The 12,300-nt window shown below is 57.5% G+C and carries 16 protein-coding genes; 13 read left to right on the top strand and 3 right to left on the bottom strand.

All coding sequences use genetic code 11. From position 1 onward, the window contains the following. Positions 1 to 34: 34 nt before the first annotated feature. Positions 35 to 328, bottom strand: a complete 294-nt coding sequence (locus HF650_RS02170; RefSeq protein ID WP_249118860.1) for a helix-turn-helix domain-containing protein — start codon at positions 326 to 328, stop codon at positions 35 to 37. Between the two features lie 161 nt (positions 329 to 489). On the opposite strand from HF650_RS02170, the gene HF650_RS02175 reads away from it, so the two are divergent. Further along, the gene (locus HF650_RS02175) at positions 490 to 1,275 is read left to right on the top strand and encodes an NAD(P)H-dependent oxidoreductase (RefSeq protein ID WP_187800992.1); all 786 of its coding nucleotides are present in this window, start codon (positions 490 to 492) and stop codon (positions 1,273 to 1,275) included. Positions 1,276 to 1,440: 165 nt separating this feature from the next. Here HF650_RS02175 and HF650_RS02180 read toward each other — a convergent pair whose 3' ends face one another. Then, positions 1,441 to 1,764 carry a contact-dependent growth inhibition system immunity protein gene (locus HF650_RS02180; protein WP_223284264.1) on the bottom strand — a complete coding sequence of 108 codons (324 nt, stop codon included), beginning with the start codon at positions 1,762 to 1,764 and terminating at the stop codon, positions 1,441 to 1,443. Beyond that, positions 1,765 to 2,598 carry an RNase A-like domain-containing protein gene (locus tag HF650_RS02185; protein WP_187800993.1) on the bottom strand — a complete coding sequence of 278 codons (834 nt, stop codon included), beginning with the start codon at positions 2,596 to 2,598 and terminating at the stop codon, positions 1,765 to 1,767. Positions 2,599 to 2,731: 133 nt separating this feature from the next. On the opposite strand from HF650_RS02185, the gene HF650_RS02190 reads away from it, so the two are divergent. The 12 genes from HF650_RS02190 to HF650_RS02245 all read left to right on the top strand — a co-directional run bounded on the left by HF650_RS02190 (position 2,732) and on the right by HF650_RS02245 (position 11,697). After that, positions 2,732 to 3,091, top strand: coding sequence for a hypothetical protein (locus HF650_RS02190; protein ID WP_187800994.1), 360 nt, complete (start codon positions 2,732 to 2,734; stop codon positions 3,089 to 3,091). A 117-nt stretch (positions 3,092 to 3,208) separates the two neighbouring features. After that, complete coding sequence (locus HF650_RS02195; protein ID WP_187800995.1) at positions 3,209 to 3,556, top strand: RAQPRD family integrative conjugative element protein; 348 nt, start codon at positions 3,209 to 3,211, stop codon at positions 3,554 to 3,556. Beyond that, positions 3,556 to 3,798, top strand: coding sequence for a TIGR03758 family integrating conjugative element protein (locus HF650_RS02200; protein WP_187800996.1), 243 nt, complete (start codon positions 3,556 to 3,558; stop codon positions 3,796 to 3,798). The genes HF650_RS02195 and HF650_RS02200 overlap by 1 nt, the downstream gene beginning before the upstream one ends. 31 nt (positions 3,799 to 3,829) lie before the next feature. Further along, a complete protein-coding gene (locus tag HF650_RS02205; RefSeq protein ID WP_187800997.1) occupies positions 3,830 to 4,216 on the top strand; it encodes a TIGR03745 family integrating conjugative element membrane protein in 387 nt (128 codons plus the stop codon). Positions 4,217 to 4,228: 12 nt separating this feature from the next. After that, complete coding sequence (locus tag HF650_RS02210; protein ID WP_187800998.1) at positions 4,229 to 4,585, top strand: TIGR03750 family conjugal transfer protein; 357 nt, start codon at positions 4,229 to 4,231, stop codon at positions 4,583 to 4,585. Next, a complete protein-coding gene (locus HF650_RS02215) occupies positions 4,582 to 5,241 on the top strand; it encodes a PFL_4703 family integrating conjugative element protein (protein ID WP_187800999.1) in 660 nt (219 codons plus the stop codon). The genes HF650_RS02210 and HF650_RS02215 overlap by 4 nt, the downstream gene beginning before the upstream one ends. After that, entirely contained in the window at positions 5,241 to 6,191 is a 951-nt protein-coding gene (locus HF650_RS02220) for a TIGR03749 family integrating conjugative element protein (protein WP_187801000.1), read from the top strand. Before HF650_RS02215 ends, HF650_RS02220 begins: the two co-directional genes overlap by 1 nt. Next, the gene (locus HF650_RS02225; protein ID WP_187801001.1) at positions 6,181 to 7,677 is read left to right on the top strand and encodes a TIGR03752 family integrating conjugative element protein; all 1,497 of its coding nucleotides are present in this window, start codon (positions 6,181 to 6,183) and stop codon (positions 7,675 to 7,677) included. The genes HF650_RS02220 and HF650_RS02225 overlap by 11 nt, the downstream gene beginning before the upstream one ends. Positions 7,678 to 7,698: 21 nt before the next feature. After that, a complete protein-coding gene (locus HF650_RS02230) occupies positions 7,699 to 8,055 on the top strand; it encodes a hypothetical protein (RefSeq protein ID WP_223284265.1) in 357 nt (118 codons plus the stop codon). Next, positions 8,055 to 8,465, top strand: a complete 411-nt coding sequence (locus HF650_RS02235) for a TIGR03751 family conjugal transfer lipoprotein (protein WP_187801003.1) — start codon at positions 8,055 to 8,057, stop codon at positions 8,463 to 8,465. The genes HF650_RS02230 and HF650_RS02235 overlap by 1 nt, the downstream gene beginning before the upstream one ends. Further along, the gene (locus tag HF650_RS02240) at positions 8,465 to 11,323 is read left to right on the top strand and encodes a conjugative transfer ATPase (protein ID WP_187801004.1); all 2,859 of its coding nucleotides are present in this window, start codon (positions 8,465 to 8,467) and stop codon (positions 11,321 to 11,323) included. Before HF650_RS02235 ends, HF650_RS02240 begins: the two co-directional genes overlap by 1 nt. After that, positions 11,320 to 11,697 (top strand): acetyltransferase, encoded by a 378-nt coding sequence (locus HF650_RS02245; protein ID WP_187801005.1) that lies wholly within the window; start codon positions 11,320 to 11,322, stop codon positions 11,695 to 11,697. Before HF650_RS02240 ends, HF650_RS02245 begins: the two co-directional genes overlap by 4 nt. Positions 11,698 to 12,300 lie beyond the last annotated feature (603 nt).

Here is a 12,300-nt window from a genome sequence, read left to right on the forward strand (position 1 = left end):
AGCACATCAATCATGTGAGACTTCTCATTCGTGATTAAGAACTGCCATTTTCCTGATCGTACTTGACCCTTGCGGCGTCAAGTTCAGGGAAATTAATTTCGGCCCATCGATCGAGAGCTGCGAGTGTACTGACGAGTGATTCTGCCACTCTGGTCAGACTGTATTGCACGCAGGCGGGTTTCTCTCCGTAATCAACTCTGGATACCAGCCCATGTCTTTCGAGCTGCCGTAGAGTCTGGGTCAGAACCTTTTGGGAGATGCCTTCAATTTTTCTCATCAGCTCGCCGTTACGCATAGCCCCCTCTGCAAGTGCAGGAAGGATAAGCATTACCCATTTCCCCGAAATAAGTGTAAGCGCATCGCGCGCTGAACATTTTACTGAGTAAACGTTTCCCGGGTATGCCATGGGTGGTTACCTCAAAGTGCGTAATTGAATGCAAAACCAAAAGAAAACATTATGACTGTGAAAAGTCATTAGGGAGAATTTTCATGAAGGTACTGATTATCTCTGCGCATCCTGAGGCGGATTCATTTAACTCATTCCTGGCATCCAGCGCCGCCCGTGTATTTGAAAAACAGGGCTCCCTGGTTCAGACAGTCAATTTATACAGTGACAATTTCGACCCCTGTGAAAGACAGAATTTTTACCCTGACAGGCAGGACCCTCTGAGGTTTGATGCCCTGCTGGAGCAGCGGCATCACTGGGAAATGCATAATCTGCCTGATGATGTTGTCAGGCACATTGAGTTATTAAAAAGTGCTGATCTACTGCTGCTGCATTTTCCCTTCTGGTGGTTTGGTATGCCGGCGATCCTGAAAGGCTGGATGGACCGGGTATTTGTGTATGGCGGAATATACGACAGTAAACACCGACACGAAAATGGCATCATGAAAGGTAAACGGGCTTTGCTTACAGTAACGGCCGGTGCACCTGCTAATGCCTGTGGCCACAACGGGCGCCATGGAGACATGCGGTTTCTGCTATGGCCGTCCATACATGCACTACATTATATAGGTTACAGCATGCTGGAACCTTACCTCATCCATGGCGTACGCGGCGGCCTTGATGGATTAGCCAAAGAAAAACAGCAGCAATTTCTCGATCAAAAAGTGAAAGATTTTGAAAGCCGGCTTATCAATATAAATGACTGGCCCATTATTCCTTTCAATAAAGAAGAGGATTTCAATGAGGACAAAACATTAAAACCCCATTCACCGGAGTACAGCCCGTTTGTACGGCACAATCCGGGGAGCTGGAAAGCTGACCCAATCTGAAAGGTTAACAGTCCATGGTTTGCCTGCGTCACGCTACCGCCTCACCTGAAGAGAAGGGAGGCGCTCATTTCATTATCTTTAACCGGAGCTGGACGGAGGCGTGCAAAACGTGTTTTGCGCGCCTGCCGTCAGCAGACAAGCCACGAAACGACAGTTACTGGCGCGTCAGTTTTTTTGAGGGTGTGCTAAGGCGATGTTAACCTGCTCCCTGACCAGAACCAGGAAATCATGGGGGGTGATGCCCCACAGCAACGGATCGAAATACACGCCATATCTTTTACTGAAGGCCATATTCATCGTATCCCCCAGAGCCAGAAAATCGTCAATGTCTTCAAGAAGCGCCATCTGCATCGCCTTTCCCGACTGCCGGTTATAGGCGTCAATTTTAGGCTGGAGTGCCTCACTGTCATCAATGAGGTCGTAATCATGCCCGAAATAATTACAGACTAGATTATCCAGTTCCAGGGGGGTATCACGCTGTTTCATCATTCACTCCAGGGGCATCGACGTCAGTATAAAATAAGGCTTACCATTGTACTCAGTGAGCTCCAGCCACACTTCAACACGGTAACAGTTTCTGACTTCTGAGCTTCCTCTTTTCATCACAATCCCTGTAGGCTGTGTGAATTGCATGGATATTTTTTTCCGCCATGGGGTGCCTTTGGGCTGAAATTTGACGAACATTTCTATCTCATTTTTATGGGCTCTCAGCACTTTTGTCGTGAGAATTTCAGCCTCGTCAAGGTTTCTGAATGAGCTGGTTGCAGGCAGCATCGGCCTTCGCTGAAGTCTGGCAGCAAGCTCTTCAGGGGTTTTACCTATATGCCTTTCGATAGTATGGCCGCCCGGGTGCTGACCGGTAACTGATTCATGTTCTGCCAGTTTTATTCTCCCTGATCTGACGGCGACAACACGTACAGCTCCCACTGCCACGGAGAACCCAACCGGAATGGCAAGATCCACTGTCATGCCGACTTTTAAAGCCGTATCGCGATCAGCACCCAGCGATTCTGCAAGCAGAACTGCTGAATTGTAGGTATCTGTATTTATCTGTCTGCCGCTCCATATCTGGCGAAATGAAGCCTGGACGGTATCAAGGCTGTGCGTGCCGACGACAACGCACCCTGCTTTGGTTAGCATTGTGGGCTCCGGAACCACGCACATCACACCGGCACCGAACATTTCGACCACGCCGCCTGCGAGACCCAGTCCGCCCCATAAACGGTTGCTGAGCGTTTCGCCTTCGCTGATACTTTTTTCTGAAAGTGTGGCTGCCAGCTGCACCGGCGACAGGGCAATTCTGAGGCCATTTGTTTCACTCATGCTCCTGTACTCCCTTATCAGATGTCTGAATTATAAACAGCATAATACAGCTTATCCCCGGATAACTTGCTGTGTCACATCGGGTCTGTTTTTATTACGTTCAGAACTGAATGAATAAAAGAGGAACCAGAATATGGCTGAAGAGGCAAAGAGAGCCCTGACCTGGGACATGGCATTGCGGGAAGGCTTCGAACCTGGAGAATATGACTGGAAAAATATACCTGAGGGAACATGGCAGGCACGGCTGGATTTCAAAATATGGTCCAGTAAATCCACGGCCGGCCATCTTGTCTGTTATATGACGTCCCTTGATAATTCGCAGCGTTACAGGCTGTCAGCGTTCCGTCAGGGGGACGGAACGACACGATATACCCCCAAAGACGGCGGGATCGATTTTTCAGAAAAAGGTCTGGAAGGGCATATCTTTCTGGTCACAACCGTGACGACATCAAAAGGGGGAAGTACCTGGGTCGCCGCCGAATATGATGAGTAAATCCGACCCGGGCCGCCTTATCGATTAATTTTCAAAATCCTGTTTAGGGTTTATCGCTGACCCGTCCTTTCTCCTTCCGCATTCTGTCCGCACCCCTTAATCCTTCTGGAGGTGCGTATGAACTCACTTCGTCCGGCTATGCGGCACAACCGTCGTGTCCCGGGCATCACCGGCCTGCTGCTGCTGACCTGTCTGGCATCAGCTGCTGCACAGGCATCCGAGAAAGACGAGCTTGCGTCTGTTCAGCGTCAGCTGGACCAGGTTCAGGCGTCGCTTGAACGGGCCCGCGTGGCGGCAGCGCAGGCTGACCCGGCTGACCGTGGCCGCTTTTTCTTTGATTACCATCAGGCCACATCCGATCTCAACACCATCCGCAGCGGCATTGACCGCTATCTGGAGCCCTCCCGCGCGCAACCGCGTGACCCGTCTTTTGTGGCCGGTAATTACCGGCGGGAGCGGCCCTGATGCCCATGACACCCGAACAAACCAACGCGTTTAAGGCCGGCTCCGGCAGCCTTGACCTGAGCATTCTTAATCTGCTCAGCATCGGGGCACTGATAGCGTTTCTTTTTCTGTGGGCCGCATGGGGGCTGTCGGATGTCTGGAACGGCTGGAGTAACGCCAGAGTACGGGATGCGGCGCTGGGCCGGTTTGTTATCCGCGTCGTGCTGCTGTTGCTCGCGTGTATCTGGATGTTCGCCAGTTAACGCATTCAAATTATTTCAGGAGAACCATTTCATGCACCAATCTGAGTCTGTTGTTGCCCGCCTGCGCCGCCTTGGCAGCCGTGCGCTGACCCGTGCCGGTACGCTGGCTATTCTGGGCTGGCTCACCTGCAAACCGGCCTTTGCTGATTTACCCCAGGTTGAACCCCCCACATCGGGCGGCGGAAGCGGCCTGTCCGGACAAATCAAGGGGTACATACAGGATGGTCTGGTTATCGGCGGGCTGGTTGTGGCGGCCGTTGCCTTTATTAACGTCGCCATTGCCGCCCTGCACACGTTTACCGAAGTCCGTAACGAGCGTGCGACCTGGACCAAATTTGGTTCCATTATCGTGGTGGGTGTGGTGCTGCTGGTTACCGTTATCTGGCTGATCGGCAAGTCTGCCGACATTCTGCTGTAGGAGTCCACCACGATGCAGACCATCCGTTTTCTCCCTGACCGTCTCAACAGTGAGCCCGTGGTGTTTCGCGGGTTTACCACCCATGAGATGGGGCTGGCAGCCCTTGCCGGCGCGGGGGTGGGTCTGCTCCTGTCACTGCCGTTTATCCCGCTGGCCGGCTGGGTTGTTGTGCCCACCGGCCTGCTGGTCATGCCGCTGCTGCTGGTCTGGTTCGGCGGCCGCTGGATGGCCAGGCTCAAGCGCGGTAAGCCCGAGAACTGGCTCTGGCAGCGACTGGAGACCAGGAAACGCCGGCTGGGAATGGGCAATCCGAAACTGATAGTGGATGCCCGGGGCTGGTCAGTGAAACGTAACAGGAGAGCCTCATGAGCCGTTTTCGCCATGCGGTAAAAGACCGCGACCAGCATATTCTGACGCTGCGCATCGCCTGCGCCGTGCTCGCCTTTTTTCTTATGTTTGCCTGTGCCGGCTGGATGCTGGCACCCAGCAAGCTGACCGTGCATAACCCGCCGGATTTACGCAGCGGCAGCACGCGCCCCTGGTGGGAGGTGCCACCCCCGACCGTTTACTCTTTCGCCTTCTATATCTTCCAGCAACTGAATGCCTGGCCGAAAAATGGCGAGGTGGATTATTCCGCCAAAATCAACGCGCTGTCGCCGTATCTGACGCCGTCCTGTCAGGATTTCCTGAAAGCGGACGCGAAGAAACGCGGTGACGCCGGGGAGCTTACCGACCGCGTGCGCGTGGTGTATGAACTGCCCGGCCGCGGTTACCAGTCACAGAGCGTGACCGTACAGGATCGCGATCACTGGATTGCCCGCCTGGACGTGGTGGCAGACGAATATTTCCATGCCGAGCCGGTCAAACGCGCCCTGGTGCGTTATCCCCTGAAAGTGGTGCGCTGGGAAGGGGATGCGGAGCGCAACCCGTTCGGCCTGGCGCTGGACTGTTATGCCGGTGTGCCCCAGCGTCTGGAAGCGGCACCGCCTGCACCCAAACCGGAGAAGTCAGGAGTGTTTCAGTGATGAGTAAAAATCCCCACGCCCGCGCCGGGCTGATGGCGCTGTCCCTCGCCCTGCTGCCTCTGGCGATACTGGTATCACATCCTGCCGGCGCAGATGAGCTGATGAAATGGGAGCGTATTCCGCTGCAGATCCCCCTGAAGGTGGGGCAGGAGCGGGTGGTCTTTGTGGACAAAAACGTCCGCGTGGGTTTTCCGCCGGCGCTCAACGGCAAACTCCGGGTGCAGAGCACCGGGGGAGCCGTCTACCTGAAAGCCGACAGCGCCTTCCCGCAGACGCGGGTGCAGCTGCAGGATGTGGAAAGTGGCGAGGTTCTGCTGTTTGATATCGCCGCCGGTGAAAAAGGGCCGACCGAACCGGTCCGGCTGGTCTACAGCGGTGATGTCAGCACGCTGAGCCAGGCGTCTGATGCGGCCGGTCAGTCAGGTGGTGCAGACCGGGGGGCTTCCGGAACAGGCTCATCTGCTCCTGCCGGCAGCGATGATGGCACCCAGGCCAGGCGGAAAAAAATCCGCTACAGCGCCCCCATTCCGGTGCTGCTGACCCGCTATGCCGCCCAGAGCCTGTATGCGCCGGCCCGTACGGTCGAGGCGGTGCCAGGTATTCATCCGGTCAACCCGCATCTGCCACGGCGCGTCAGCACGCTGTACCCTTCAGAGCCGGTGACGGTCACGCCGCTGGCGGCCTGGGGGGTGGCAAACCGCAGCGTGGTGGCCCTCAGGCTCACGAACACCGGCGGCCGTAAGGTCGTTCTGGATCCGCGTGCGCTGCAGGGGCAGTTTGTGTCCGCCACCTTCCAGCACCGCTGGGTCGGTCCTGCCGGCACGCCGGAAGACACCACCACGGTGTATGTGGTGACCGCCGGTCGTCCGGAGAGCGCCTTCATCGCCGAACCATCTGCGCTGCGTAAAGCGGCCCGTGCCGTAAAACAGGAGGCCCGCCATGCAGATTAAATCCAATGCCCTGGTGAAAATTATTGTGCCGGCCGTGGTGATTGCCGGGCTGGCCGTGGGGCTCAAAAGCTGCAAAAGCGAACCGGCAGAGCAACCGCAGGCAAAGCAAAGCGGTGCCCTGCAAAATCTTTCACCGGATGAGCTGAAGGCGCTGGGCGTGGAAGGCGACACGCCGGAGGACACGCTGCGCACGCTCATTGGCCGGCTGAACGATGTGCGGGATCGTCAGAAAACACTTGATAAACAGAACGCTGATTTAGTGAAGGAGAACGAGCGCCTGCGTAAGCGCAACCAGGACGTGTCAGGTCAGGTGAATGAGGCCGTCAACGGTCTGCGCGAGCAGTACGACAAGCGCCAGCGGCAGCTGCAGGATGAGCAGCTCAGCCTGACGGCGAAGATCCAGAATCTGACCGATAAGCTGAAGCAGCCCGACGCTGATAAAAAGGCGGCAGACAGCGATATCCCGCTGGGGCTGGGCCTGGACGGCATGGGCAGCAGCACCGGCGGGGCGGCATCTCAGGGCAGTGACGGCATGATGTGGGTCGCGCCGACGGACCAGAAAGAGACGGATCCGCGGGATGCGGCCAGCGGCAAGGCGTCATCTCAGTTCCCGACCTCGTTCCTGGGGGACAATGAGCTGACCCGCCAGAAAGCAGCCTACGAGCAGAAAGTGAAGGGGCACACGAATGAGAAAGGGGCGGAAGAGAGCGCCGAGCCGGTGTACACGCTGCCGGAAAACTCCACGCTGGTCGGCAGTCGCGCCATGACGGCACTGCTGGGACGGGTACCGATCAACGGCACCGTGACAGACCCCTACCCGTTCAAGGTGCTTATCGGTAAGGACAACCTGACGGCAAACGGCATTGAGCTACCGGATGTTGAAGGGGCCATCGTTTCCGGGACGGCCAGCGGTGACTGGACGCTGTCCTGCGTGCGCGGCCAGGTGACCAGCGTCACGTTTGTCTTTTCCGACGGTACGGTGCGCACCCTCCCGAAACCCGAGGCCGTTAACAGCGGCGGGCAGAATAACAACAGTCAGGCTAAACAGGATACCGGCACCGGTGGGGGTATCGGCTGGATTTCGGATGAAAACGGCATCCCGTGCATCGGGGGCGAACGTAAGTCCAACGCCTCCACCTACCTGCCGACCATCTTTGGCCTGTCAGCGGCCGGTGCGGCAGGGGATGCCCTGAGTCAGGGCCAGTACACCACGCAGAACAACGTCAACGGGATTTCCTCCACCATGACTGGTGACGCCGGACAGGCGGCGCTGGGCAAAGCCCTCTCCGGCGGCATGTCGGAGACCACGGACTGGATCAAGCAGCGGTACGGGATGACGTTTGATGCCATTTACGTGCCGCCGGGGGCCCGTCTCGCGGTGCACATCACCCGTCAGCTGACCATTGATTATGAAGACAAGGGCCGTAAGGTGCGTTACGACTTCACCCTGCCCGGTGGCGTCAGCGACAGCGGCGGACTGGACTGAGTGACGGTCATGACGGGACACATGACTCTGCTGCCTTTGTCATCCGTGTGCCGGACGTTCAGCGATGGCGCGGGCTGGCACATTGACGTGCGGCCCTCACCGACGGCCGTCCTGCAGCTGCGTCCGGTGGCGCTGCTGCCTGCCCGTCTGCCTTTACTGCGCTGGCAGCGGGGCCGGCTTTTACTGGATACCGGCCGGTTTTCCCTGCCGCTCAGTGCCTGCGACTGTGCGGTGTCGTGGTACAGCCCGAAACTTTCGCGCCGGCTTCACTGCCCTTATATGTCCCTGCAGGAGCTGGCGCACCTGCTGAATGTCAGTGCATTTGTTTTTATCTGTAGCGGCTACGATCCGGCCGCCTCACAAAGGAGATACCGGTAATGTACAGAACGGTTTTCATTCTGGCTCTGGCCTGTTCAGTGCTCAGCGGCTGCTCAACCTCCAAGGAGGAAATGCTGCCGGCGGGCAATAACACCATGCTTGAACTGTGGAACGGCGCGGACGGGGGCGGCAGTACCGCCCGCCGGTCTGCAGCGGCACGGGACACGCTGCGCCGTCCGCTGACGGGCAGTGAAACGCAGGCGGACGCGCAGGCCGACCGCAGCTACAGCCGGACCCAGGAGAGTGAAATTTCGCAACAGTTTCCCCGGCTGCCTAACCCTGACATGGTGATGTATCTGTATCCACATCTGGCCGACGGTAACACGCCGGTGCCGGGTTACAGCACCGTGTTTCCGTTCTACAGCCAGACGCAGTATGCCATGCCTGGCGAGCGCACGGAGGCCCTGTAATGTTTTCACTGTTTACCCGCACCACCTCCCCTGACCGGCAGACGCTGGCTGATGGCGGTCAGTCTGTTCAGGCCGATGAGACCCTGAGCACGGGCGTGAAGGGCCGTCAGCCCCTGACGCGTCCCGGGAAAATGTCCCGCCAGGATGAGGCAAAAATTTATCATGTCAGTCCCTCCATCATTGACTTTCTGCCCTGGGCGGAGTTTCTCGATGAAGAGCAGTGTCTCCTGCTCGATGACGGTGTGTCGGTGGGGGCGGTTTATGATGTGACGCCGGTGGCCACTGAAGGGCGGACAGAAGACCGTCTGGAGCAGATCCGTGACTCGGTGGAGGATGCGCTTCAGGACAGCTTTGATGAACATGACGTGAATCCCTGGGTCGTGCAGTTCTTCTGCCAGGACGAGGACGACACTGACGCGTACCTCGACAGGCTGCGGGGGTATGTCAGACCGCATGCGCAGCGCACGGCGTTTACCGACGCCTGGCTGGGTGAAATGGAGCGTCATATCCGCAGTATCTCCCGGCCTGAAGGCCTGTTCACCGACTCACTGATCACCGGCCAGCCGTGGCGCGGGCAGCAGCGCCGCACCCGGATGGTGATTTATCGCTGGCTGGGAAAAAACCGGGATCCGATGCCGCCGGTGGCGATGCTCAACCAGGTGTGCGACCGGGTTGTGAATGCCCTGGGTGGGGCGGGGATCCGCTGCAGCCGGCAGAACGGCCTGCAGGTGCATGGCTGGCTGCTGCGGCTGTTCAATCCGTCACCGGACTGGGTGGATAAAACCACGCTTTATCGCCAGGCTGCTTACGCAGACCCGCGCGAGACGCCTGAAGGCACCGTGCCGGTCAGCAATGATTTTGCCGAAACCCTGTGGTTCACGCCGCCGGTGTCAGACCCGGAAAACGGCGTGTGGTGGATTGACAACAAGCCGCACTGCGCGGTGTCGGTGGAAAAACTGCGTACACCGCCGGAGCCTGGCACGCTGACCGGGGAGAAAAGCCGGGGTGAAAAGAAAATCAATGCCCTGATGGATATGTTTCCGGAAGGGACCATGGTGTGCATGACGGTGGTGGTACAGCCTCAGGACCGGCTCGAAGAGCAGTTTAACCGGCTGTCGAAAAACGCGGTCGGGGAGAATACCGAGTCGGGCCGCGTCCGCCAGGATGTGAAGACCGTCAAAGAGTACCTGGGCAACCGGCACAAGCTGTACCGGGCGGGGATCACCTTCCTGCTGCGCGGGGATGACATGACCAGCCTGAAGCGCAAGCGGCTGGCGCTGTCGACCGTATTGCTCGGGGCGGGCCTGCAGCCGGTCCGCCCCGAGTTCGAAGAGGGGCCGCTGAACAGCTGGCTGCGGGCACTGCCGATGTGCTTTAACCCGGACAGTGACAAAAAACACTGGTACACCCGTCTTACCTGGGTTCAGCACCTGGCCGGTCTCCTGCCGGTGACCGGGCGGGAAACGGGTACAGGGCATCCCGGCTTCAGCTTTTTCAACCGCGGCGGGGATATCCTGACCTTCGATCCGCTCAACAAGCATGACCGTACCCAGAATGCGCATCTGCTGCTGTTCGGCCCGACCGGGGCGGGCAAGTCGGCCACGCTGTGTGCCGCCCTCTCCCAGCTGATGGCCGTCCACCGTCCGCGGCTGTTTATTGCGGAGGCCGGGAACTCGTTCGGCCTGCTGGCCGACTTCTTCGACAGCCTCGGGCTGACGGTGAATAAAATCAGCGTCAAACCCGGGAGCGGCGTCAGCCTGCCGCCGTTTGCAGACGCCCATAAACTGGTGGAAGAGGGCCTCGCCACCCAGGCCGTGGATGAGAGCGATCTGCCGGATATCGACACGGACGACGAGGGCGAGGATGACAAACGTGACATTCTCGGTGAAATGGAAATCTCCGCGCGCATGATGATCACCGGCGGTGACCCGAAAGAAGAGGCCGACCTGAAGCGTGCCGACAGGGCGATGATACGCGAGGCGCTGCTGATGGCGGCGCATGCCACGTATAAAGAAGGGCGGCAGATGCTGCCGTCTGACCTGCAGCAGGCGCTGTATGACATCGCCTCTGATAATGATGAGGGCGTCATCAATGTCCGTAATGCCCAGCGCAAGGCGAAAGCAGCGGAGATGGCGGAATCGCTGGGCATGTTTACCCAGGCCGGCAGCTTTGAAGCGGAGCTGTTCAACCGCGAAGGGGCGCTGTGGCCGGAAGCGGACGTGACGCTGGTTGACCTGGGGCATCTGGCGCGTGAGGGCTATGAGGCGCAGATGGCGCTGACCATGGTCTCGATGACCAACATGATTAACAACATCGCAGAGCGTGACCAGTTTCTGGGCCGGGATATTGTCTTCACGGTGGACGAGGCGCATATCGTCACGGTCAACCCGCTGCTGTCGCCCTACATGACCAAGGTGGTCAAGATGTGGCGTAAGCTCGGGGCCTGGCTGTGGCTGGCCACCCAGAATCTCAAGGATTATCCGGACATTGCCGAGAAAATGCTGAACATGGCGGAATGGTGGATTTGTCTGACCATGCCCCCGGAAGAGGTGAAAGATATCAGCCGGTTTCGCGCGCTCACGCCGGAGCAGGAGTCGGTGCTGCTGTCCGCCAGTAAACTGTCGGGGTGTTACACCGAGGGCGTGGTACTGGCGAAACGGATCGAGGCGCTGTTTCGTGCCGTACCGCCCAGTCTCTTCCTGGCACTGGGCATGACGGAAAAAGAAGAGAAAGCCGAACGCCGGGCGCTGATGAATCAGTTTAACTGCAGCGAACTGGAGGCGGCAAAACGCGTCGCACTGAATCTGGATCGTCTGCGCGGTCTGACGGAGAAACAACAGGAGCCTGCCACGGTATGATGACACTGAAGTACCCTGAACCCACTATTCATGAGCACAGTGGCTCAGCCCTGTTCACCCTGTCGCCTCAGGGAGAGCCCGGCGTGCTCCCGGCGACCCATCAGCACCTTATGAGGCTGCGGGCAATGCTCAGACAGCGACTGACCGGGCCGGTCAGAATGACCTGTCACCCCCACCGGGTGGGGCTCAGCAGCAGCGTGGCCATCTATCTTGAGGGAAAGCTGAAGCAGGCGGTGAACATCCTTATCACCGTGACGGGACAGACGAGCTGGCCACAGGAAGACGAGTACGCACACCCGCGCTGGTATATCACGGTGCCAGATTCGGCTGACCTGGTATATCTTATGCTGTGGATTAACGGGCTGGACGTTTAAAACAAAAACTTGCCTTCACCAGGGGCATGATTACAAAAAAAAAATAACAAAATTGCATACCGGCCGCCAGGGCCGGTTTTTTTTATGTCTGGCGAGTTTTAGTAAAACGGTAACGCGCGAGGTGTGGAATGAAAATAAAGTTTCATCCCTGAAAATAGAGTTTCACCCTAAGCCAACGTGCGCTATGTTGATGATATCAACTAGGACGTTGGCTGTGTTATGGCTGGCACATTAAGACTCGATATATGTCGAAAATTGGATAAATGTATTGCTAAGCAGTCAGGTTTCCCTATAGCTCGCCTTCGGAGTAGGAGAAACCATGAATGATGCCGTCTGGTCCGCGAGTAAAAAGTGCTGCATTGTACGTAAGGTTAAGAATCGCTGTCATAGTGTATCTATTCAGTATGTGTATATATACAATAACGCAATTGCACAGACATATGCGGGGCGTTTTCATGCGATTCACTGACCTCAAAAGTGAGACCTTAAATCTAAGAGTTTCCAGAAAGTTCAAACAGGCCTTAAAGGAGGCAGCGGAGCATGAGCAACGGAGCATGGTGAATATGCTTGAGGTACTCCTTTGTGACTATTGCGACCGCAAAG

The sequence above is a fragment of the Kosakonia sp. SMBL-WEM22 genome, from assembly GCF_014490785.1.
Classification (GTDB): domain Bacteria; phylum Pseudomonadota; class Gammaproteobacteria; order Enterobacterales; family Enterobacteriaceae; genus Kosakonia.